The following is a 20,801-nucleotide window of genomic DNA, read 5'->3' as shown; positions in this document are numbered from 1 at the left end:
CCGAGGGCATGAGACCGAGCGTCGAGATGTCCGTGCGGGGTGCAGTGGACGCTGACACCCACGGGGTCACCGGATCTCGCCTGCTGTCGACCGAAGATGGTCGGGATCGTGAACTCAGGTGATCGGTAGGCCGAGCAGGCCGGCGGCGATTCCGAGGACGGCGCATACCCCGAGCACGCGCAGGATCGACCAGTGCGCGGCGAAGATCAGTAGTGCGGCGGTGACTGCGATCCCGAGCTGGACGGGCCGCAGCGTGGTCAGGTCGGGCAGGTGAATTGACAGTGGGCCGGTGGCGAGCAGAGCGGTACGGGTGAACAGGGTGGTGACGGTGAAGTAGAGGGCCAGATTGGCGATGACCCCGACGACCGCGGCGGTGATCCCGGTCAGCGCACTGGAGAGGGCGGTGTTGGAGCGCAGTCGTTCGATGTAGGGGGCGCCGAGGAAGATGAACAGGAAGCACGGCACGAACGTCACCCAGGTGGTGAGCAGCGAACCGAGCACGCCGGCTACCCACGGGTTGAACGGGCCGGGATGGTGGAAAGCTCCCAGGAACGCCACGAACTGCACGACCATGATCAGCGGGCCTGGGGTTGTCTCGGCCAACGCGAGTCCGCGGACCATGTCGCTGGCACCGAGCCAGCCGTAGACCTGCACGGCCTGTTGCGCGACGAACGCCAGCACCGCGTAGGCACCACCGAAGGTGACCAGCGCGGTACCGGAGAAGAACAACCCCTGCGCGGTGAACACACTCCCGGCACCGGTCAGCAACACGGTCAACAACACCGGTGTCGCCCACAGACCCAAACAGACACCGAGGATCTTCCACGTGCGCCGCGGCGAGGGCGTTTCGGTGTGCAGCATGTCGTCGGAGATCAGCGGGGCTGGCCCCTCGCTGCTGATGTGCCCGGCAGCGCGGCCCAGCGCGGGCCGCCGCCGACCGGCGAGCCATCCCACCAGTGCGGCGACGGCGATGACGATCGGGAACGGGACAGCGAACAGCGCCAGCGCGGCGAACGCAGCCACACCCAGCCCGACCAGCAGCGGGTGGGTCAGCGCTCGCCCAGCGACCCGCACCACCGCTTGCACCACGATCGCGACGACCGCCGGCCCGAGCCCGGCGAACAGCGCAGCGACTGCGGTGGTGTCGCCGAACCCGACATAAATTGCTGAGAGGGCGAGCAGAGCGATCATGCCGGGCAGCACGAACAGGATCCCAGCGGCCAGTCCGCCGCGCAGCCCGTTGAGCAACCACCCGATGTAGATCGCGAGCTGTTGCGCTTCCGGGCCGGGGAGCAGCATGCAGTAGTTCAGCGCGTGCTGGAACCGGCGTTGCCCGATCCAGCGGCGTTGATCGACCAGTTCGCGTTGCATGACCGCGATTTGGCCGGCCGGCCCACCGAAGGTCTGCAACGAGATCGCGAACCAGGCTCTGAGCGCGGTGCGGAACGCCACCACATCACCGACATGACCGCCGTTCCCTGGCGGGCGGTCGGCTTTGTCAGCACGTTCGAGGCCGGTGATTTCGGGGCCTGCAGGTTCGGGACCAGCAAGTTCGAAGCTGGCCCGGGCGGGTGGGTCGTCCGCGGATCGGGTCATCGTGCACCTGTGCTCTCGAACGGGATGAGGATCGGGTCAGGTCGGGGGCCGGTCGAGCAGGGTCGCGCGCCGGAAGTACTCATAGAGCCCGTCGAACACCGGCCCGGTCACCGCGAGGACTTGCGTGTCGTCACAGACCATCGACAGCCCGCGCAGCACCGCGTCCAGCCCGGCTGCCTCTGGGGCGTCGAATCGGTCGTCCTCCAGGTCGGCCTCGTGCACCACCTGGGCGAGGCGCCACAGCACCGGATCAGCCAGGTCGTAGCGGCGCAGGATCGTCTCGAACGTGCAGTCCTGCCCGACGTGGGTCAGTTCCACCCCGCGCATGTCGAACCCAGTGGCATCTGGCGGCAGCTGGTCGGGGTCATCAACGAACACGAACTCCGCCGCGGCATCGATGAAACGCCGGATCAACCAGGCACACGCCGCGCGATCGATATGCACCCCGGTCCGCGTCGCCCACCTCACGGGCGTCCCCCGACAGTCCGAGCACTTGTCGGCTCCGTATCGGCAGGCACCGGTGTCGACGGTGTAGCGGTGGGCTCCAGGGACTCGGCCAGCGCCTGTAGGGCGGTGCGGGCGTCGTCTCGATTCGGGGCCGGGAAATAGTCGCGCCGCTCCACCCGTCGCAGCTCGCTGCGTAGTCGACGCAGCACGCCCGTCCGCGCGGACGGTTCATCGGCAAGGGCCAGATTGGCTGCGGTCACGATCGCGGTGTACTCGACAACGCGGGCGGCGCGCATCTGCTCGGCCAGCGCCCGCGCCTGCGTGGCCGAGGTTGGTGACGCCGTCCACAGCAAGGCGCTGCCCCCGACCTGCTCGACATCATCAGCCACCCACTCAAGCTGTTCGCGGGTTCGGGCATCTGCCGGTAGCGCTACCACTCCGTCGCCGATCTGGGCCACTCCGAGGCGCTTGAGGCGGCGCCACACCGCGATCCGCGGTGTGGAGGGCTCCCGCGGTACCCGGTAGCACAGCAGCACCCACTCCTCACCCGACACCGCGCCTCCAACTTGCTGACGATGTAACCACGGTTGCATTTCCTGGGAGGGGGTGTCAATCGTTGTGGGCGATAGGTCGCCACCGTCCACGGTCAGCGAGGACTGTTGCTTGCCGTGACGGGCTGGCCGGGGCTGCTTCCCGAAACGGGCCCGCGATCGGCGAACCGGACCGGCTGGAAGTTGGCGACGATGGACCCGAGGCCGAGACTGGGCGAGATCAACGGGGCGTTGTCGGCCCGCCACCGTGGGGCAGCCGAGCGCGGCCGGGATCCTTCGGGTCGCCGTTGACCGCGAGCCTCCGAGGCGTGGGGGAACGCCTGGCGGCGGGCCGGGTACAGCGTTCGTCACCCCAAGGGGTCGGGCCACCAGGCCAACCCCTTCCGCCGACCGTCAGCCTGGGAGGCATCATGCGCCGGCGCCCACCACGACAAGTAGGAACACGGCGAGCACGATCGATCCCGACCGCAGCCGGATGCCCCGCTGCGGTCGCAGCGGTCGCCAGCCACCGGGTGGTGGCGGTGGGGGAGGGTCGGGGTAGGACATGGGGCTCCGCCAGGTTCGGTGCCGTAGCGATGCCGCCCCCGACGGCCGGGGACGAATTGTGGCATACCGCCCCAAACCGCCGCCCATGTACCAGCGACGACGTAGGCCTGTCGCCTCGCTCCGCGTGATCAGCGACGCGGTGCAGCAAGGGCCTCGACGAGGGTGTCATAGATCGCGAGTCGGTCGTCCAGGCCGGTCACCTCGAACGCGCGCAACACGGGTGGGGTGATCGCAACAATGCGCAGTGCGGCGTCACGCACTTCCGTAGCGTTGGCAATTTCGACCAGCAGAGCCAGGCCAGCGGAGGCAAGGAAACTGACTTCGCGCAGATCGATGACCAGCAGCGCTGGCACGGCATCGTTGTCGAGCACGCCGGACACGGCTTCCCGCAGGTGAGGGACGGTCGCCATGTCGATCTCGCCCACCGCAGCGACCACCGCAGCGTCGTGGGCGACGCTGACCGTCAGCTGTAGTCCGACGCCCAGCATGTCGTTATCCGTGGAATCACTCACCGCGAGACTCTATACGTCGCAGGGCTCGCCGGTAATGTCGCGCAGACGGCCGCACCGACTGGGCCATCTCGCTCAATTGTGCGGAAATGGCGGTCGTAGCTACGGCAACGCCGCGGCCGACCGCGATGTTGGTGAGGGGCCGTCCACCCATCGGTCGCCGGGCGGCGGACAGCCACAGGCCGTCGTTGGTCAGCGGCTTCCACGCTGACGACGGCGCAGCTCGGGCGGGGACGAGCCGCCTCGGAGCTCGTGTGGGGAGATGGATCGGCTCCACAGGCGGTCCCTGCGGAGCCGATCTATGGAGGTGGAACGTCAGTGGCGGATCGATCGTCGGCCGTAGAGGCTTGCGACAGCGACGACGCCGATCGCGGCGACGATGACCTGGACGAGCAGTTCAAGCCAGTCGATGCCACTGGTGGCGGTCGGCACGCCGATCGCGCGAGCCAGGAAGGTGCCGATGAAGGCGGCGACGATACCGATCAGGATGGTCAGCCAGATGGGAATGGGCTGCCGGCCGGGAACGACCAGCCGGCCAAGGGCGCCGATAATCGCCCCTACGACGATCGCGGTGATGATCCCTGTGACGGTCACGGTTCCTCCAACGTTGGTGAGCCGAGCAGTTCGGCTCGCTGTAAACGCTGGATACCCCCTTGCGACATTGTTCAGACGCAGAGGTTCGATGCGGGTCAATTCGTTATGAAGACGCGGCAGATGGGGAAATGGGCCGGAGTCCGTCCGGCGTACGCCGACGAAATTCGTATACGCTGCGATTCTGTTGCGCTACGCACCGCGACGGGCGTCCGCCGGCTGGGCCCGCTGCTGAGGTTCGTGGACTCGTGCATGGGGGAACCCGTAGCGCATGGGTGACAGGGGTACTTCGAAGACACCCCCACCACCCGACACCGCCGTCGACGTCGCCGCTGCGCCGTGCCGGGTACGTACCCGGTTGGACGGGACGGCTAGTTGACGACGTATCGGTCAGTCTGGCAGTGCGTGATCTTGCCTGTTCTACGCGGAGATCGGCAGGGCGGACAGCGCTGATGGGGCGTTGGCCGCAGTCAGGAAGATGTCGATGTGGTCGTGGCAGGAGCCGCAACCCGTGCCTGCCTCGCAGGCGTCGCCGACCTCCGCGACTGTGCTGGCGCCCCGAGCGATGCAGGAGTTGATCACCGTGTCGGTGACCGCCATGCAGATGCACACATACATCGCCAGGCACCCCTTCGCTTAGGTCAGCCTATGCTCTCAGCACATCCGGCGGTCCGCAAGACGTCACCCGCAGGGAACATCGGGTTCGGTCCTCCGCTGCGGATGCGTCCCCTGACTGCCCTGGGGTGCATGCCGTCGCGACGGTGGTCAGCTCGGTCCAGGTCCCCGCGGTGATCGTGCGGTGCCCGGCAGAGTCCGTGCATGCCCTCTGGTCGTTGCAGGCCCTTGCGCCCCACGCTCGTCGATGACTGCTGGGCGGGTGGGGTTCGTGTGGGGGGAGTGCGGCACTGGTGGGGTGGCGGTGGCGAATTGGGCCCACATCAAGGCGTGTTCCACGCCGCGGGCGTAGTCGCGCTGCCGCGATGGGCGACCGTAGATGATGTCTTCAGCGGCGGCCAGCTCGGCCACGATCGCCTCCAGCGGCAGGGGTGCCGTTGCCCACGCGCCGCTCAGTGGTGCAGGACCGTGGTGGGTGAGCCAGACCAGGGCATCCAGCGCGCCGCGTGGGAAGTCAACGGACCGCGTTTCGCGACTCTGCTCGATCTTGAGCTGCTGGCGCAGCAGCGCGATCTGGGAGGTCAGAAGCTGTCCCTCCCGTAGCCGGGCCCCGCTGCTCACCGTCGCCTCACACCGCGAGGACGGCCTGCGGCGAGACCGCGCTTATCAACACCATGCTTGTCAACGTCGTCATCGACATCGTCCCAGCCGGCGTCGTCATCGTCATCATCGCCGTGCAGTGTCAGAACAGCCCGCCAGGCATCCGCCGCATCACCGGGCTCGGATCTACGAATGTCGGGCACATCCGGTGCGCTCATGTCGCATCCTCCGCTCGCTAAGGAAGGGTCGAACTTGTCGTCGCCACTGTAGATAATAGAGAGTATCGAGTAATGTTTCAAACAGGCTGTTCGACGGAGTGGCGGCAGTATTCCCTGGTCACGCTCCGCGAAACACCGCTGATCACCAGCCTTGGCGCACGTCCACAGACGCGTTGCACGGCGCGGGCTTCGGCGAGCGCTCAGTGACGCGATCGTGCACGCCTGTCAGGGTGTCGGGTGGCCTGAACGGGCTCGACGTGACCGTCACGACATCGGGCGTGTCCGGCCCGTGGTGCCACGTCGCGATCCGGGGGCCCGCGGACTTCCTGCTGCCGATTCGGGCCGGGTCACTGCCTTTCTCGGCCGGCACCGTCACCGAGCGGAGCGCGGCCGCTCGGCCTACCGTGGCCTGCGGTGCCGATGCGGGATGCGCCCGGGCGGTTCCACGTCGGTGATCGTCGCGAGTGTGGGGCTCGGCTCGGCGCCTGGGTTTGTTGATCCGCGGGCGGCGAGCAGGGGATCGGCTGGAAGGGGACGAGTCGGTGGGGTCAGACGACACGACGTCTATTCCGGTCGGATCACCCCCTCAAGGGTCACTGTTGAACCATGAGACGCCCGTCGGCGAGCCCCACGTAGCAACCTCTGGCGGTCGTCTCAGCGGCGATGCGTCGAATGCCGACAGCGCAGTCACCAGTGCAGTCCCCAGCGCGGTCACCAGTGATGTGGTGGACGGGAGCTCCGAACGGGCGAGGGTGTCGCCGCCGGGGACGTGGTCGGCGGTGGAACGCGGATGTCGATGTCCAGTTCTGCCCAACACTGCTGCTGCGGGCGCGCTCACCCTGTTGATCGCCTCTGATTGCCCGTTTCACACCGACGCTTCGCCCCCCTCGCAGCGCTCGTCATGAGGTGGAGCTTCCTGCCGCGGTGACCGCGGTCTGCGCTCCAGTTGGGAGAGGCGGCGGTCGTCGTCAGGGTCGTCCGCGGGGTGTCGGCACTGCTCGCCACGCCCGTCTTGCACTGGCCCCTGTCCGATCGGCCACATCGCGGCCGGCACGACGTCCGGCGCCGCGACCTCGCCCGTCTGTTCGTGCTCACGACGTCGACGTTGCTCTCGAGGTCAGGTCTCCGATCGGGCGCGGGCACTGTCGGGGATGGGGCCGCTGGTTGCTCGACTCCAACGGAACCCTCCCTGGTTCCACGGTCGTTGTTTGTGGCGCGGACCCTACCTGCAAACAGGCCTCTTGACGACAGAAACTCTGTAGCTATCATTGCAGGTATCGGAGCCGGTCAAGGCCCGCGGCCCGCACCGGCTCCGGCCGCATCGCCCTTGTCATCGATCATGAAAGGAGTGCCCTGCGATGCTGATGCGCACTGACCCGTTCCGAGAGTTGGACCGTCTCACCGCGCAGATGTTGGGCAACACACCCGGTACCTGGTCGCGCCCGACCGCGATGGCCATGGACGCTTACCGCGCCGGAGACGAGTTCGTCGTCTGTTTCGACCTGCCCGGCGTGGACCCGGACGCGATCGAGCTCGACGTCGAGCGCAACGTGCTCACCGTCAAGGCCGAACGGCGCCCCGTCGCCACCGGCGAGCAGGTGGAGATGCAGGTCGCCGAGCGCCCGTTGGGAGCGTTCTCCCGACAGTTGTTCCTCGGCGACACCCTCGACACCGAGCACATCAACGCCGCCTACGACGCCGGGGTGTTGACGTTGCGGATCCCGATCGCGGAGAAGGCGAAGCCTCGCAAGATCGCCATCGGCAACATCGACACCGGCCGCCGTCAGATCAACGCCTGACCCACGATCCGGACCCGTCCGCAAAATTTCGACCCAACCCTGGTTTCCCCGCGGCCCGCCGGGAGGCAGTGGCATGACCGAGCACGCACGCAACGATGTTCCCAGCACGTCCGCGTTCCTCGAGATCCTCTGCGCGGACCCGGACCTGCTGCGCATGGAGTTCGACTCGATCATCGCCGCGAGCTTCCCGAACGGTGAGAGGGACGGGGATCAGGAGCAACGCCCGCCGCTGCACCCGAACGACCTGCTCGTCCTGAAACTGCCTCCAGCGCAGGTCCCAGCGGGCACCAGAGCGGCGTTGCTCACCCTCTCCCCGGTCCAGCACGGCACGGCGGTGCTGCGGGCTCGGGAGCGCAGTCCTCCGCGCCGGTCACCGTCGTCACGGCGAACTGCGGAATCCCTCCCTCCTTTGTAGAGTCACCCTGCAGGACCCCGTCGGGCGAGTCCCCCTCACTCGCCCGACGGGGTCCTTGCGTATGCCCGTCGCCCACCCGCAGGGCGGACCGTCGCGCTACTCGACCCGGACCATCTCGCACGATTCTCTGGTGTTGGCTCTTGACAGGATCTGCGCTCGAAACTGTAGTATTCGTTGTAGCGGCACGACATGAACGCCACAGGGACGGCGACCGATCGAGACGAGCGGAGGCTGAACATCAGGACAACCCCCGAGCATCTGGATCTTCATCGATGACCTGGTAGGCGCGGGGCCCGGCCGAGACGGCCGGGCCCCGCACTCATGTTTTGCGACACCAACCGGCAGTGAGGCGCGAACCGAGTGGGAAGCGAGAGCGCATGGGACTAGGGCAGCTCGACGATGACGACTACCCGGCGGTCACCATGGGACAGGCCGCTGAACTTCTCGAGGTACAGCCGGCGTTCCTGCGCAGTCTCGACGCTGCCGGGGTGCTTCGACCCCAGCGTTCCGCCGGTGGTCACCGTCGCTACTCCCGTCGCCAGCTCGAGTTCGCGGCCCGGTTGCGGGAGCTGTTCGACCAGGGCATGACTCTCGATGCGGCCGCTCGGATCGTCGGGCTCCAAGACGAGCTCGACACCGCCCGCGCCCGCATCGCCACACTCGAAACACCCGCCGAGTCACCATCGTGAGCTGTGTCGATCGACAGCGCTGCGACACACGACGGTGACTCGCCGGACCGGTTCGAGATCTTGCCAGCTGCGCCGACCGCTTCCTTAAACCGCGTCGCATCACACGACCTGTCACATCAGAGGACCGGGGGCGACATCCGCAGGCGATAGGGACACCGCGGTACGGCGCTCGCCACGGACAGCACATGCGCGGTGTCGGTACTGGTCCTACGGTCGCAGCTGTGATCCGGGACATCGAGGAGCTGCTGGCGCACGGGCGGGTGTGTCGGGCGGTCGCGGAGCTCAGCGTGGATGTCGAAACGTGGCGGGCCGGGATGCGCCGCTTCGCTCGTGATCACGGGATCCGCATCCGCACCTTCATCGTCTCGGTGCCGCCCGCGGCTCGCACCGACACCAGGTTCGGTGGGCATGATCGGCCGGCCAGGGGCGACGCGATACCGGTCGATCCAGGGAAGCGCTTCGGTCCTGACGCGGTGGTGTCCGCGATCCGCCTCGACGGGTCACCCGACCCCAGCGACACCGGAGGCTCGAGCGGACCCCCGCGTCGCAGCAGGTCGGCCAGCTCCCGAACCGATGTGCTCGCCCGCCGCAGCGGCCACCCCTGCATGGATGAATAACGCTGGCGCAGGTCGGCCTCCCGCGACAGGGCAGGCGATCCTGTCCGTGGCCATGGACACGCTCACTGCGGGCCAGGCACCTGGTCCAGACGTATGGACACGGCCGATAGCGTGCCGTCATGTCCGAACCCGGCGCCCCTGACCCTAACCTCGGGATGATCCCTCCCAGTTCGGGATCTGAGGTAGGTCCATCCACCGAGCAACTCGTGGGGATCACCACCGGCCGGATCGATCGGGCCGGACGGGCAGCGCTGGTCGTGACCGTGACCGGTGACATCGACCTGTCGACCGTCCAACGATTCCGCACCGCGGTAGCCGAAGGTCTGGACCGGGTCGACGACGAAACCCCCGATGGGGCACCCCTGATCATCGATCTGACCGAAGTGACATTCCTGGGGTCCGCGGGACTGCACGCGCTGGTCGAGGTCACCCGCGCCGCGCAACGGCGCCGGGAACCGCTACGGATCGTGGTCGATCACGCCCGACCGGTGATCCGACCGATCGAGATGACCGGACTGGATGACCTGCTCGCCCTGCACCACACCCTCGACGATGCCCTGGACTCCTCACCTGAGCCCGCGACGTAGCACCACCTGCGCCACACCGGCGTCGAGGCATCTCCACGCTGACGGCCGGGTCAATCCTGCACGTTGACGTGACCCGTTCTACGGTGTCACTCGATGGCCTCCCACGGGTCCTTCCCCGGCGACGCCCGGGCCGCGACAGCGCGGCACGAGCGGCGCAACGATGCGGCCCCACCAGTTTTTTCCGCACCTGCTTTCGCCCCACCTGCGACGTCTCCGAGCGCGGCATGGGTCGCGCCGGACCCACTGCATCAGATGTTGCCGGCGGTGGAGGTGACGGCCTCGGTGGCGCGGGGGCTGCTCAACCGATGGCTCTCGAGCATGGCATGGCCGCCGGCACAGCGCGACGACATCGTGCTGGCGGTCAACGAGGCGATCAGCAACGCCATCGAGCACGCCTACCTCGCACAGCCGGCGGGACACATCCAGCTCGACGCCACCGCAGCAGCGCTGACCCCCTCAGATGCGGCCGCCGCCGGGGCGCCCGGGCAGCGCTACGTCACGATCCAAGTCCGGGACCACGGAGTATGGCGTCCAGCCCCGGCCGATGATGAGAACCGGCGCCGAGGCATCCCGATCATGCGCGCCTGCATGGACACGGTGACCATCGAGGCGCTCGTGACACCCGCTGGCGACCCCGCTGGTACCCGGGTCACGTTGCGCAGCAACCCGGTCCCGCCACCGGAGAACACGACCGACAGTTCCTGATCAACCCACCACGCTGTACAGGTTGAGTGTGTCGGCGTGTGCAACGCAGGCCAACTGGGTATGCCGCCACACGTGAGATTCCGCTGAGGTTGATCGCTGGGGAGGCAACGATGAATCGGCCCATAGGAGAGGGGACTGTGCCGATACCCGGCTTCGACGTGGCTTCGGCCGCCTGATCTGCTCGCCTGTGCCGTCCGGGGCCTGTCCGCGCCGCAGTGTGGCCGAGGATTGTGCTGCCCGGGCGGGTGTGGGGCCGCGCAGTTGCGGGTCGCAGGGTGTGTCGGTCATCGGTGCGGAGTCGGGCTGGATGAGCTCTGGGGCGGGTCGTCGGCGGCGAAGGTGACGCCGTGGCGGTGTGCGACCCGTACCAGGAGGGGCGCGAGGTCTTGCATCGGTCGCCCGGGCGGGATGGAGGCGACGATGTCGGCGAGCAGGCGCCCCGCTGCATCGGTGAGGGTGAAGGCGAGAAATCTCGCCGTCGGTGTCGTCACCTCGAACGCGTGGGCGGCGCCATCGGGAATGGTGATCGTGGCGCCGGGTTCGAGTTCGTGACGCTCGCCCTCGACGTGCACCGTCATGGTTCCGGCGAGCAGGTAGAACGTTTTGGCCCACGGGGTGCGCAGCATCGGAACGGCTGGCCCGTGTGGCGCATCGACCTCGAACAGCTCGTAAGCGCCATCGGTGTCCTCGGCGCTGACCTTGACGGTGTGGATGCCGTCGAAGGTGTCCAGGGCGATGCCCTTCCCGGGCCCGGTATATCGCGCTGTCATGGCGGCTACTCCTCTGCTCTGTTACGGCGTTCGAGTGCGGTTCGGGCGTGTTGTGCTGTGGGGGACGCGAGCTGGGTGGCCAAGGCGGGGACTCCGTCACCGGTCAGGTAGGGCAAGGTCGCGGTGCGCCCGGCGAGCAACGCCACGATCGCGGCGATGGGTCCCCGAACCTCGACACCCTCGCCGGCGGTCCAGTTCACGTCGGTGGCGCGCAGCCGGAAACCGCGCAGCTTCTTACGGGCATGGAACGGGAAGCCGATCCGCCACAGGTGCTGCGCTGCGGCCTGTGCCGCTTCGGCGGGCATATCGCGTCGTCGGCGCAGAGGGATCGCGATGTCCTGACCGTGGACCAGCACGTCCATCAGCGCGTCGGCCAGCTTCTGGCCCGGGGCGAGTCGGCGCGCCCCGACAATCGCCCGTAGCTCGGTGACGAGGTCCTCGACCGGCCGGGTCGCATGACGGATGGCCGTTTCATGGATCATCTGGTTGAAGCTGCCACGGGCACGGACCATCTCGACAATCACGGTGGCGACGCCCATGCGCGGTCCGAGCACGAGATGCGCCGCGACGTCACGGACGGTCCATCCGGCGCACAGCGACGGCTGTGCCCATTCTGCAGCGATCAACGCCTCGAGCAGGTCGGCCAGGTCTGCTCGTTGCTCGTCGAGCGCGTGCCACATCGCGTCACGGTCCACCCCAACCCCCACATTTGATACGTTAGACTGACCACTTTAGTCAGAGGTTCGTACTAATGCAAGGGAGTGTCGTGACCCACGGCAGCACTGCAGACACGCTCAACCTGGGCCTGTTGCTGTTTATCCCCTACCGTGCCGCGGAAGATCGCGTGTTCGCGGCGCTCGCCGACGCGGGGTTCGGCGACATCACCCGGGCGCAAGCACGGGTGTTCCAACGCATCGGTGCCAGCGGCAGCCGACTGACCGAGCTCGCCGACGCCGCGCAGGTCACCAAACAGACCGCCGGCTTCCTGGTGGACCAACTCGAACGCGCCGGCTACGTCGAGCGCACCCCCGATCCCACCGACGCCCGCGCCCGGCGGGTGCGCCTCACCGACCGCGGCGCCGCGACCATACCGGTGGGGGAGAAGGTACTTGCCGAACTCGAGGCCGAGTGGCGTGCGCACCTCGGATCGCGGCGGATGGCGCAACTGCGCGACACCCTCACCCGCCTCCGCGAGATCACCGACCCGCACACGTAGACATCGAAGAAAGGCGGCCATCGGCGACGGGCCATGTATTAACGGCACGCTGAGACTGGATCTGGATCTGGCCCGGCGGCCGCCAAACAGACGCGGGCTGAGCAACAAAGGGCCGATCAGGATGAGCTGGACCGACTCGCAGCGGAGTTGCGGCCTCCGAAGTAGGGCATCGAGGGTTCCTGCAGCCCCGTCGGGGGCGTCGCCGCCTGGTTGTGGGGCGTGTCCGATGGCAGCTTCGGTCTCGTGCTCGCTTCTGGCCGCGCGATCGGCGCGGGTTCGCGGTCCCGGGCAAGTCGATCTCGATCCACGAGCTGATCCACGAACTGCTGCGCGCCGCTGCCTGTGGTGCCCGTTCGGGCGCCTTTAGTGCGCCCTGATGCCCAGTAATCCGGTCATGTGGGCGTCAGCTTGCTGACTACGGATCCGATGCTCGTGCTTGACTCCATGATCATCACGAGATCGGCCCTCGTCACGTCGAAAGATCGATCCCGGACCCCTGGAACATCGAATGACTTGAGCGGCGCGGCGACGCAGCGGAGGTGCGAGATATCGCGCCGCCTTGCGATCTCGTCCTGATCGCCGGCTCGGCTATCAGCCTCGTGACCAGGTTTGCCTTCCACCCGGCGGTCAGGACTACGTCCGAGCATTCGTCGCCCGAGATGGCCTCTGTCAGGGCGGACGGCTGAGCCCGCAGCGCGATCCGGACAACCGGAGTGGGGCAGGGAACACAGCGACGCGCAACAGGTCCGACTCCCTCAGCTCAGCCGGCCGCCGGGAATGCCCATTCCCAGCCACCCGCGCCCGAAAAGCTCGGCGAGAAGATGAGCGTCCCGGTCGGGCTGCTCACGTCGAGGACCAGGGAGCCGCGGTACTTCGACGCCGGCGCGAACTGCGCTGGGAGGTGAGTGTTCGGGGCGAGGCAGGAGAAGCTGACCCCAGAGACGACGCTGGGCTCGGTGACCCCGTCGGGGCCGATCGCTGAGAAGGAGTATGGGTTGATGGAGTAGCCGGTGTTCGTCGGCATGTCCGGCGTGGTCTCGACGCGCACGTCCATCTGCACCAGGTGTCCGTTCTGCGGCTTCCCGGCGAACTGGCTGGTGCACTTCGGGTCCACCGTGATCTTGTCGACGACGAACTTCACCGAGATGTTGTTGTTGCCGATCCCCCAGTCAGCGGTTTCCCCGACTTTCTTCACCAGGTTCTTCCGGGGCGACATCTCGCCGTGGGGCGGGGCCGGAGACGGCGCGGCAACCGGGGCGGTCGAACTGGCGGTCGGCACGTCGACGGCGAGCGATGGACGGGACGGCGCGAGGTTCGCGCACGCGCTGACGGTGAGGACCATGACCGCCGCACCGACCGCGGCTAGGAGTTTCGTGATACGCACGATGTCCTGGTCGTCCAGAAGGACGAACTTGTTTCCGCCCGCTGGATGACTGACGTGAGCTCGGTCCTCTGGCTATTGCTCCTTCGGCCTGAGATCTCGCATGTGGACACGGAGGGGCGTCGCGCCGCTACAGTGCGTCTCGACGGTCGATCCGGCGCTCCGGGTCTCACACGAGGTGACCGGAGGTCGACGATGACCGATGACCAGCTCGTCGCCCGCGCCCTGCGCGGGTCCAGCAACGCCACCCGGATATCGGGCGGTCAGGTCCTCGGTCTCTACCGACGGTTGCATGCTGCCGGCCAGCTGGGTCGCTACCTGGTGGTGGAATACCGCTGCGCCCACGCCTCGGCATGTGTGCTGGCGCGGGTGTTCACCATCCCCGCCGGCACCTTCATCCACAAACCGGCCTACCGCTGGTCACCAGTGGCACCCACCAGGGGACCGGCGGGTTCCCGGTACCGGCCGGAGACCGCCTACCTGCTTCCGGTGTTCCCGATCGCGGTCAACCTGGAATGCGATCACGTCCAGGCATGCTGCGACGCCGATGCGGTCAGCGCCGATATCGCGCTCGCCCACCACCGCGGGACTCCCACCGGCCGCCGACTCGCCGGATCACCAACCGCTCCCGCACGCCGCACCTGACGAACCCGTGCCGCCCGTCGATCCGTGTCCGCCACACGCAGATCGCCCGCCTCGCAAACACAGTCCGCGGCTCCCCGAGCGGGTTCGTGGAACCATTCGTGGAACGAGATGTAGGAGCACGGATAGGCTCGAGTGAGCATCGTTGGGCTTCTGACGTGCACGGATGGACTGTGTGTTCACGGTGTATCCAGTGACAGACTTTCTCGTAATGCGTAGGTCTGGGGTTCGACTCCCCAAGGCGGCTCCCCAGGTCCGGGGCCCTTTTGGCTCCCCTCGGGAGGCCACGAAGGCGCCTCCGTGGCCTCCTTCGTGGCCTCCGGCCCGGGTAATCTCACCGCATGGCCTCCTCTCGACCGGCCCGACGGCCGCAACGAGGCAGCATCAGTTGGCTGCCCAGCGGCTCCGCTCGGGTCAAGGTCTACGCGGGGATCGACCAGCTCACAGGCAAGAAGATCTGGCTGCGTGAGACGGTCGCGGTGTGTGACACCGAGGCGGGGACCCGGACGGCGGCGGAGAAGGCGCTGACCAAGCTGCTCAACCAAGTCGATGAGCGCCGGAGTCCGAAGACCGAGACGACGGTGAATGAGCTGCTCGACCGGTGGCTCGAAGTCATCGACATTGAGCGCAAGACACGCACGGGCTACGTCGGGAAGATCGAGAAGCACATCCGCCCAACCATCGGGCGGCTGCAGGTCGGCCGCGTCCGTGCGGATACGGTTGAAGGCCTCTACGCCCAGCTCCGGCGGTGCCGCGATCATTGCAAGGGCGAGAACTTCATTCAGCACCGCACGGCCTTCGAGCACGGCGACCTCTGGCCCCGGATCGTCGACTGGGAAGCCGTCACCGACGCCCTCGTCGCGATCTCCCGCGCCGGGCGGTGTGACGCGATGACGCTCGGCCCAACCGTCCGGCGGCGCTGCCGTACCGGCCGTATCAGTACATGCGCAGCTGACCGATCGGGCCCACTACGGGCAAATGGCGGCTGCCAACTGACTACCGGACCGGTAAATGTGTATGTCGGCATTGCTCCGGGCGCAGGTCCAGGGTTGCTGATATCCGATGACGGGCCGGGAGTGACCGGAACGATCCGTTCGAGTCGAGCCGCGGGGGTGTGTCGGGAAGTGGTGATCAGCGTGAGCGGCGTGCAACCCAGGCCGCGATCTGGCTGCGGCTGGTGAACTCGAGCTTGGCGAGGATGTGCTGGACGTGGCTCTCGACGGTGCGCTCGGAGATGTGGGCAGCCGCGGCCACCTGCCGGTTGGTCAGTCCGCTTGCCACCAACTCGGCGATCTCGGCCTCGCGGCGGCTGAGCACGCCCCCGTCGCTCAGCTGCCCGGACAGGTTCGCGATCTGGTTGCGCAGCGGCGTCATGCCCATCCGGTCGGCCGCGGAGTCTGCGGCCGCGAGCAGCGCCACGGCCTCGTCGTTGTCGGTGGGACGGGCCCGGGCTCGCAGCGCTGCTGCGAGGCGGTAGCGCGACATCGCGACGAAGGGGGCGAAGCCGACCGCATCGTTGGCCGCGAGCGACGCGCGCAGGTGCCGCACCGCCATGTCGGGTCGGCCGGCGCCTAGTGCCAGCGCAGCCCGACATCGTGCTGTTCGACGCGACCGATCCGTCGGGCTGCCACCGGTGCAGCCTGCCGCTATCAGTATTGGATCTACTCCAGGCGCGCCGACCACTGTGGACATTCGCGGACTTGCCACGTCGTCGGCCCAGTTCGATGGCGACGACGGAGAGTTCAGTCCACCAATCTCACTGAACTCCGACACTGATCCTTGAGGAGTTCGGGCTTTCCGCACGTCGGCCTACCGGCCGACCGCTCCGTCGATCTGCTCGCGCAGGATGTCGGCGTGACCCGCGTGGCGGGCCGTCTCGCTGATCAAGTGTTGCATGATCCACCGCGCCGTGGCGCGGGGTCGAGCGTTGGGCGGTTCGTCGATGACCTGATCGAGATCGGTCCAGCCGGCGATGATCGCGTCGGACTCCTGTGTGGCGCGCCGGTAGTCGGCGACCAGGTCCGCTACTGTCTCATTGGCATCGAGGATCGACAGTGCTTCCCACTCGTCGATCGTGGCCCCGCCGAACCAGAGTCGCTCCGAGGCGGTCAGGTGCTTGATGAGCCAGGCGAGGCTGGTTCCCGATGGAACGCCGGCGCTGTGCGCGACCGCATCGGGTAGGTCGGCCACCTTATTGATGATGGCCTCGCGCTTGTAGCCGAGGAACTCGGCGAGGACGGCGGCCTCGCCAGTGTCGCCGAAGGCGGCGGAGCGGTCGTCGTCGGGCTGGCTCACGGGGACGACACTACGGCGGGGGACGTTCAGCGCTGTGCACCGAGCAGGTCCGCACGAGGTGCGAGTTCAGTCAACCAGCCGCGCGATCAACTACACCGGCACCACCGGCGGCCGGCTATATAGCCGCAACGATCGTGACGTGTCGCGCTCCTACCCGGAGGTCGCCGGCCTGGACCTCCTCGCCGGCCTGGTCCTCGACGGGGAGCTGGTGGCGTTGGATGAGCGGGGCAGGCCGGATTTCGGGTTGTTGCAGCACCGCATGCACGTCACGAAACCTTCACCGGAGCTGATCGCCCGGGTCCCGGTGCAGTACGTGGTGTTCGACCTGTTGGCGTTCGACGGTCGCCCACTGCTGGAGCTGCCCTACCAGGACCGCCGCCGGTTGTTGATCGAGTTGGGGCTGGATCAGCCGGGGGTGACCGTGCCCGCGAACTTCACCGACACCCCGGGATCGCTGGTGATGGCCGCCGCGCAGCAGCAGGGCTTGGAAGGCGTGGTCGCGAAACGGTCGTCGTCGCCCTATCAGCCGGGGCGCCGGTCCCGGGCGTGGATCAAGACACCGATCCGGCACACCGCGGAGGTCATCATCGCCGGCTGGGCGCCCAGCAGCGGCAACGCCAACGTCGTGGGCGCGCTCCTGCTGGCCGTACACGATGCAGCCGGGGTACTGGTCTATGTCGGGGATGTCGGGACCGGGTTCACCGACGCCGCCCGCCGACAGCTCCTGGAGCTCCTGGGCCCGTTGCACCGCGACACCCCACCGTTTCCCGGCGCGTTCAGCCGAACTCGGGGCTGGCCCGGGCGGGCACCGAGCCGTAGCCCGGTGCAGTGGGTGGAGCCGGAGGTGGTCGGAGAGGTTGAGTACCGCGCGTTCACCGGCGAGGGCAACTTTCGCCATCCGTCGTGGCGGGGACTGCGCCCCGACCGGGTCGCGGCCGAGGTCCACGTTCCCGCGCCGGACTAGCTGCATCCCATCCCTTTCTGAACCCGAGGGGTCATGGCTTGCGGATGGACAGCGGCACCGGGATCGCCGTGGCGCGGGTTGTGGGTCGGGTTGTGGGTGCGCAGCAAGCGCAGCCGTCATCGGCCGCTGCTGCGGCGGCGGGCGGGACCTGGTGGAGGGCGACGGGGGCGGGTCTGGCCTGGCCGGTGAGTGGGCGCAGGCGCCCCGCCCGGACGCCGTTGGCGATGACGAAGACTTCGGCGAGCTCGTGGATGAGTACGACGGTGGCGAGGCCGAGGATGCCGAACGCGGCGAGCGGGACCAGGGACAACACGATGGCGGCGGAGAGCCCGATGTTTTGCAGCATGATGTGGCGGGCGCGGCGGGCGTGGGCGAGGGCTTGGGGCAGATGCCGGAGGTCGGTGCCCATGAGGGCGACGTCGGCGGTTTCGATGGCGACGTCGGTGCCCATGGCACCCATAGCGATACCGATATCGGCGGTGGCCAACGCGGGCGCGTCGTTGACACCGTCGCCGACCATGGCGACGGCGCCGCGGTGAGTCGCGCGCAGGGCGTCGACGCGGGCGGCTTTGTCGGTGGGGTGCAGCTCAGCGTGCACGTCGGTGATGCCGGCCTGCGCGGCAAGGGCGGTGGCGGTGCGGGTGTTGTCACCGGTGAGCATGCTGACCGCCACCCCAGCCGCACGCAGGGCCGCCACCGTCTCGACGGCTTCGGGGCGTAGCTCGTCACGTATGCCGATGATTCCCACGACGGAGCCAGTGTGCTCGATCACCGCGACGGTGGCGCCGGCGTCCTGGAGGCGGGTGACGTCGTCGGTGAGCGGGCCGGGGTTGATCCAGCCAGGTTTGCCCAGGCGGGCCGGGACCCCGTCGATGGTTCCTTCCAGGCCGGCTCCGGGGACGGTGGTCACGTCGAGGGCGGGCTGCGGTGGCGGTGCGGCGGCGAGGATGGCTGCGGCGAGGGGGTGTTCGCTGCGCGCTTCGAGGGCGGCGGCCACGGCGAGGACCTGCTCCGTGGTGGCGCCGGGGGCAGGCACGATGTCGGTGACAGCGGGTTGGTTGCGGGTCAGTGTTCCAGTCTTGTCGAGCGCGACGGCGCGGACGGTACCGAGGGTTTCGAGGGCGGCGCCGCCTTTGACGAGCACGCCCAGGCGGCTGGCGGCACCGACGGCGGCGATGACGGTGACCGGTACCGAGATGGCCAGCGCGCACGGCGCGGCGGCGACGAGGACGACCAGGGCGCGTTCGATCCAGGTGGCCGGGTCGTCGAGGATTGCGCCGATGCCGGCGATCAGCACGGCCAAGATCATGATCGCGGGTACCAGCGGGCGGGCGATGCGGTCGGCGAGGCGTTGGCGGGTGCCCTTGCGTTGTTGGGCGTCCTCGACGATGCGCACGACCTTGGCGAGCGAGTTGTCCTCGACCCCGGCGGTGGCTTCGATGTTGAGTGCACCGTTGGCGTTGATCGATCCGGCGAACACGGCGTCGCCGGGGCCGATCTCGACGGGCATGGACTCGCCGGTGATGGCGGAGGTGTCCAGCGCGGAGCGGCCCTCCCGGACGGTGCCGTCACTGGCGATGCGTTCCCCGGCGCGCACGAGCATCAGGTCCCCGACCTGCAGTTCGGTAGCGGCAATCGTGGCCTGCGTTCCGTCGCGCTGGACGGTGATCTGGGTGGGAACCAGGGCCAGCAGGGCGCGCAGACCACGGCGGGCGCGGGTGATCGAGTAGTCCTCGAGTGCCTCGCTGATGGAGAACAGGAACGCCAGCGCGGCGGCCTCGGCGAACTGGCTCAGTGCGAGGGCGCCGAGCAGTGCGATGGTCATGAGGGTGCCGACCCCGATCCGGCGACGCCGCAGCGCGCGCAGGGTGGCGGGTACGAATGTTGCTCCGCCCACCGCGGCGGCAGCCACGTGCAGCACGATCCCGGTGGGGTCGGATCCGGCGAGCTGGGCCAGGAACCCGGCTCCGAGCAGGATCCCGGCAACGGCGGCCAGTTGCAGTTCCCGCACCTGCCACAGGCGCTGCGGCGCTTCGACCGTGGCGGCGCGGGGAGCGGCCTGGCCGGGCCGGCCGTCGGTGGTCTCGGTGGCATCGTGGTCGTCGGGGCCGCAGCACAGGTCACTCATGCGAGCTCGCCGCCCATCGAGGCAGGCGCCTGTGTGGTCGCGGCACCGACGGCGGCGTCGAGTAGGTGGTGACCGGTCGGGTTGAGCCGGTACATGACCAGCTTCCCGTCGCGGCGCGAATCGACCAGCCCGGCCGCGCGCAGGTGGCGCAGGTGGTGTGACACGAGGCCTTGAGAGGAACCGACGATCCACGCCAGGTCGCAGACGCACAGCTCCGCACCGACGTGCAGGGTGTGCGCGATCCGCAGCCGGGTCGGGTCACCGAGTGCGCGCAGCCGCTCGGCTCGCACGGCGATGTCCTGGGCTGCAGGCAGGGTGGCGCGCAGGGATTCCGCGTGGTCGAAGTCGATGCACAGCAGATCGCAGCGGTCGTCAGTCACCGCGTCAATCTAATGCCCGTCGATATGTTCGGGCAACGATGTGTGGGACTGGCATGTTCGGAAGAAGGTTGCCGGTCGCAGGGCTGACGCTGCTCTAACGGATGGCTTGCACCAGGTAGAGCATTGCGAGGCAGATCGCGAGGCTGCCGAGGATCAGCGTGAGTGCCCTGTCGGGCATCCGGGGTTGTAGGCGGGCGCCGAGGTAGCCGCCGATGAGACCGCCGAGTCCGCAGGCGAGTCCGAGGAGCCAGTTCGGGGCGATCATGCCCGGGTTGCTCAGAGCTAGAACTGCGTAGGTGGTGGCGCCGGCGATCGAGGTGAGGAAGGTGGAGGCGAGTGCGGCGGGTGCGACGCGGGCGACGGGGAGGCCGGTGCCGACCAGGATCGGTCCGAGGATGGAGCCGCCGCCGATGCCGTAGATCCCGCCGACGATCCCTACCGTCAAGGCGAGCCAGGCCAGGATCGGCCGTGCTAGTGGCAAAGCCGTTCAGTTAGGCCGGTGGCTGTGCTGTCAAGACCGGCTCTATTTCGATGGTGATC

General features: G+C 68.2%; 25 protein-coding genes. 9 read left to right on the top strand and 16 right to left on the bottom strand.

Annotated elements, in window-relative coordinates; genetic code table 11:
- Positions 1-114 precede the first annotated feature (114 nt).
- From chrA to ACFPFQ_RS42320, 8 genes are all read right to left on the bottom strand, one after another.
- Entirely contained in the window at positions 115-1,452 is a 1,338-nt protein-coding gene (gene chrA / locus ACFPFQ_RS42355; protein ID WP_379628926.1) for a chromate efflux transporter, read from the bottom strand.
- Positions 1,453-1,632: 180 nt separating this feature from the next.
- Complete coding sequence (locus ACFPFQ_RS42350; RefSeq protein WP_379628925.1) at positions 1,633-2,064, bottom strand: chromate resistance protein ChrB domain-containing protein; 432 nt, start codon at positions 2,062-2,064, stop codon at positions 1,633-1,635.
- On the bottom strand, positions 2,061-2,597 hold the full coding sequence (locus tag ACFPFQ_RS42345; protein WP_379628924.1) for a Chromate resistance protein ChrB: 537 nt from the start codon (positions 2,595-2,597) through the stop codon (positions 2,061-2,063). Before ACFPFQ_RS42345 ends, ACFPFQ_RS42350 begins: the two co-directional genes overlap by 4 nt.
- 405 nt (positions 2,598-3,002) lie before the next feature.
- Positions 3,003-3,140, bottom strand: a complete 138-nt coding sequence (locus ACFPFQ_RS42340) for a hypothetical protein (RefSeq protein ID WP_379628923.1) — start codon at positions 3,138-3,140, stop codon at positions 3,003-3,005.
- 128 nt (positions 3,141-3,268) lie between these two features.
- Entirely contained in the window at positions 3,269-3,652 is a 384-nt protein-coding gene (locus ACFPFQ_RS42335; protein ID WP_379628922.1) for an STAS domain-containing protein, read from the bottom strand.
- A 312-nt stretch (positions 3,653-3,964) separates the two neighbouring features.
- Complete coding sequence (locus ACFPFQ_RS42330) at positions 3,965-4,243, bottom strand: GlsB/YeaQ/YmgE family stress response membrane protein (RefSeq protein ID WP_379628921.1); 279 nt, start codon at positions 4,241-4,243, stop codon at positions 3,965-3,967.
- A 417-nt stretch (positions 4,244-4,660) separates the two neighbouring features.
- A complete protein-coding gene (locus ACFPFQ_RS42325; protein ID WP_379628920.1) occupies positions 4,661-4,858 on the bottom strand; it encodes a (2Fe-2S)-binding protein in 198 nt (65 codons plus the stop codon).
- A 614-nt stretch (positions 4,859-5,472) separates the two neighbouring features.
- Complete coding sequence (locus ACFPFQ_RS42320) at positions 5,473-5,673, bottom strand: hypothetical protein (protein WP_379628919.1); 201 nt, start codon at positions 5,671-5,673, stop codon at positions 5,473-5,475.
- A gap of 1,358 nt (positions 5,674-7,031) precedes the next feature.
- On the opposite strand from ACFPFQ_RS42320, the gene ACFPFQ_RS42315 reads away from it, so the two are divergent.
- The 5 genes from ACFPFQ_RS42315 to ACFPFQ_RS42295 all read left to right on the top strand — a co-directional run bounded on the left by ACFPFQ_RS42315 (position 7,032) and on the right by ACFPFQ_RS42295 (position 10,485).
- Entirely contained in the window at positions 7,032-7,472 is a 441-nt protein-coding gene (locus ACFPFQ_RS42315) for an Hsp20/alpha crystallin family protein (RefSeq protein WP_379628918.1), read from the top strand.
- Between the two features lie 73 nt (positions 7,473-7,545).
- Complete coding sequence (locus ACFPFQ_RS42310) at positions 7,546-7,887, top strand: hypothetical protein (RefSeq protein ID WP_379628917.1); 342 nt, start codon at positions 7,546-7,548, stop codon at positions 7,885-7,887.
- A gap of 377 nt (positions 7,888-8,264) precedes the next feature.
- Positions 8,265-8,576 carry a helix-turn-helix domain-containing protein gene (locus ACFPFQ_RS42305; RefSeq protein WP_379628916.1) on the top strand — a complete coding sequence of 104 codons (312 nt, stop codon included), beginning with the start codon at positions 8,265-8,267 and terminating at the stop codon, positions 8,574-8,576.
- A gap of 823 nt (positions 8,577-9,399) precedes the next feature.
- Positions 9,400-9,780, top strand: coding sequence for an STAS domain-containing protein (locus tag ACFPFQ_RS42300; RefSeq protein WP_379628915.1), 381 nt, complete (start codon positions 9,400-9,402; stop codon positions 9,778-9,780).
- Positions 9,781-10,044: 264 nt separating this feature from the next.
- Positions 10,045-10,485, top strand: coding sequence for an ATP-binding protein (locus tag ACFPFQ_RS42295; RefSeq protein ID WP_379628914.1), 441 nt, complete (start codon positions 10,045-10,047; stop codon positions 10,483-10,485).
- Between the two features lie 284 nt (positions 10,486-10,769).
- Here ACFPFQ_RS42295 and ACFPFQ_RS42290 read toward each other — a convergent pair whose 3' ends face one another.
- Both ACFPFQ_RS42290 and ACFPFQ_RS42285 read right to left on the bottom strand, forming a co-directional pair.
- A complete protein-coding gene (locus ACFPFQ_RS42290; RefSeq protein WP_379628913.1) occupies positions 10,770-11,255 on the bottom strand; it encodes a cupin domain-containing protein in 486 nt (161 codons plus the stop codon).
- A gap of 5 nt (positions 11,256-11,260) precedes the next feature.
- Positions 11,261-11,935 carry a maleylpyruvate isomerase family mycothiol-dependent enzyme gene (locus tag ACFPFQ_RS42285; RefSeq protein ID WP_379628912.1) on the bottom strand — a complete coding sequence of 225 codons (675 nt, stop codon included), beginning with the start codon at positions 11,933-11,935 and terminating at the stop codon, positions 11,261-11,263.
- Between the two features lie 86 nt (positions 11,936-12,021).
- Here ACFPFQ_RS42285 and ACFPFQ_RS42280 point away from each other — a divergent pair, with 86 nt between their 5' ends.
- Complete coding sequence (locus ACFPFQ_RS42280; protein ID WP_379628911.1) at positions 12,022-12,471, top strand: MarR family winged helix-turn-helix transcriptional regulator; 450 nt, start codon at positions 12,022-12,024, stop codon at positions 12,469-12,471.
- 760 nt (positions 12,472-13,231) lie between these two features.
- Here the strand turns inward: ACFPFQ_RS42280 and ACFPFQ_RS42275 are convergent.
- Positions 13,232-13,813, bottom strand: coding sequence for a hypothetical protein (locus ACFPFQ_RS42275; RefSeq protein WP_379628910.1), 582 nt, complete (start codon positions 13,811-13,813; stop codon positions 13,232-13,234).
- 234 nt (positions 13,814-14,047) lie between these two features.
- Between ACFPFQ_RS42275 and ACFPFQ_RS42270 the strand changes: the two genes are divergently transcribed.
- Entirely contained in the window at positions 14,048-14,497 is a 450-nt protein-coding gene (locus tag ACFPFQ_RS42270; RefSeq protein WP_379628909.1) for a hypothetical protein, read from the top strand.
- Positions 14,498-14,835: 338 nt separating this feature from the next.
- A complete protein-coding gene (locus ACFPFQ_RS42265; RefSeq protein WP_379628908.1) occupies positions 14,836-15,675 on the top strand; it encodes a hypothetical protein in 840 nt (279 codons plus the stop codon).
- Here the strand turns inward: ACFPFQ_RS42265 and ACFPFQ_RS42260 are convergent.
- Both ACFPFQ_RS42260 and ACFPFQ_RS42255 read right to left on the bottom strand, forming a co-directional pair.
- A complete protein-coding gene (locus ACFPFQ_RS42260) occupies positions 15,626-16,048 on the bottom strand; it encodes a response regulator transcription factor (protein ID WP_379628907.1) in 423 nt (140 codons plus the stop codon). The two genes, ACFPFQ_RS42265 and ACFPFQ_RS42260, sit on opposite strands and share 50 nt — an antisense overlap.
- A gap of 255 nt (positions 16,049-16,303) precedes the next feature.
- Entirely contained in the window at positions 16,304-16,789 is a 486-nt protein-coding gene (locus ACFPFQ_RS42255; RefSeq protein WP_379628906.1) for a DinB family protein, read from the bottom strand.
- A gap of 58 nt (positions 16,790-16,847) precedes the next feature.
- On the opposite strand from ACFPFQ_RS42255, the gene ACFPFQ_RS42250 reads away from it, so the two are divergent.
- Positions 16,848-17,753: a DNA ligase gene (locus ACFPFQ_RS42250; protein WP_379628905.1), complete on the top strand. Its 906-nt coding sequence runs from the start codon at positions 16,848-16,850 to the stop codon at positions 17,751-17,753.
- A gap of 31 nt (positions 17,754-17,784) precedes the next feature.
- Here the strand turns inward: ACFPFQ_RS42250 and ACFPFQ_RS42245 are convergent, their stop codons facing one another.
- The 3 genes from ACFPFQ_RS42245 to ACFPFQ_RS42235 form a co-directional block, all read right to left on the bottom strand.
- Positions 17,785-19,881: a heavy metal translocating P-type ATPase gene (locus ACFPFQ_RS42245; RefSeq protein WP_379628904.1), complete on the bottom strand. Its 2,097-nt coding sequence runs from the start codon at positions 19,879-19,881 to the stop codon at positions 17,785-17,787.
- The gene (locus ACFPFQ_RS42240; RefSeq protein ID WP_379628903.1) at positions 19,878-20,261 is read right to left on the bottom strand and encodes an ArsR/SmtB family transcription factor; all 384 of its coding nucleotides are present in this window, start codon (positions 20,259-20,261) and stop codon (positions 19,878-19,880) included. The genes ACFPFQ_RS42245 and ACFPFQ_RS42240 overlap by 4 nt, the downstream gene beginning before the upstream one ends.
- Positions 20,262-20,355: 94 nt before the next feature.
- Positions 20,356-20,742: a TSUP family transporter gene (locus ACFPFQ_RS42235; protein WP_379628902.1), complete on the bottom strand. Its 387-nt coding sequence runs from the start codon at positions 20,740-20,742 to the stop codon at positions 20,356-20,358.
- Between the last annotated feature and the right edge of the window lie 59 nt (positions 20,743-20,801).

This window comes from Pseudonocardia sp. GCM10023141, from assembly GCF_042653605.1.
Note: the sequence above shows the minus strand (reverse complement) of the source record. Positions and strands in the feature narration are given on the sequence as shown.

Excerpts from the sequence above, each read along its gene's own strand:
- ACFPFQ_RS42340 (WP_379628923.1), bottom strand. The coding sequence starts at position 3,140 with ATGTCCTACCCCGACCCTCCCCCACCGCCACCACCCGGTGGCTGGCGA.
- ACFPFQ_RS42325 (WP_379628920.1), bottom strand. The coding sequence starts at position 4,858 with ATGTATGTGTGCATCTGCATGGCGGTCACCGACACGGTGATCAACTCC.
- ACFPFQ_RS42320 (WP_379628919.1), bottom strand. The coding sequence starts at position 5,673 with ATGAGCGCACCGGATGTGCCCGACATTCGTAGATCCGAGCCCGGTGAT.
- ACFPFQ_RS42315 (WP_379628918.1), top strand. The coding sequence starts at position 7,032 with ATGCTGATGCGCACTGACCCGTTCCGAGAGTTGGACCGTCTCACCGCG.
- ACFPFQ_RS42310 (WP_379628917.1), top strand. The coding sequence starts at position 7,546 with ATGACCGAGCACGCACGCAACGATGTTCCCAGCACGTCCGCGTTCCTC.
- ACFPFQ_RS42305 (WP_379628916.1), top strand. The coding sequence starts at position 8,265 with ATGGGACTAGGGCAGCTCGACGATGACGACTACCCGGCGGTCACCATG.
- ACFPFQ_RS42290 (WP_379628913.1), bottom strand. The coding sequence starts at position 11,255 with ATGACAGCGCGATATACCGGGCCCGGGAAGGGCATCGCCCTGGACACC.
- ACFPFQ_RS42285 (WP_379628912.1), bottom strand. The coding sequence starts at position 11,935 with ATGTGGCACGCGCTCGACGAGCAACGAGCAGACCTGGCCGACCTGCTC.
- ACFPFQ_RS42275 (WP_379628910.1), bottom strand. The coding sequence starts at position 13,813 with ATGGTCCTCACCGTCAGCGCGTGCGCGAACCTCGCGCCGTCCCGTCCA.
- ACFPFQ_RS42270 (WP_379628909.1), top strand. The coding sequence starts at position 14,048 with ATGACCGATGACCAGCTCGTCGCCCGCGCCCTGCGCGGGTCCAGCAAC.
- ACFPFQ_RS42265 (WP_379628908.1), top strand. The coding sequence starts at position 14,836 with ATGGCCTCCTCTCGACCGGCCCGACGGCCGCAACGAGGCAGCATCAGT.
- ACFPFQ_RS42260 (WP_379628907.1), bottom strand. The coding sequence starts at position 16,048 with ATGGCGGTGCGGCACCTGCGCGCGTCGCTCGCGGCCAACGATGCGGTC.
- ACFPFQ_RS42245 (WP_379628904.1), bottom strand. The coding sequence starts at position 19,881 with ATGAGTGACCTGTGCTGCGGCCCCGACGACCACGATGCCACCGAGACC.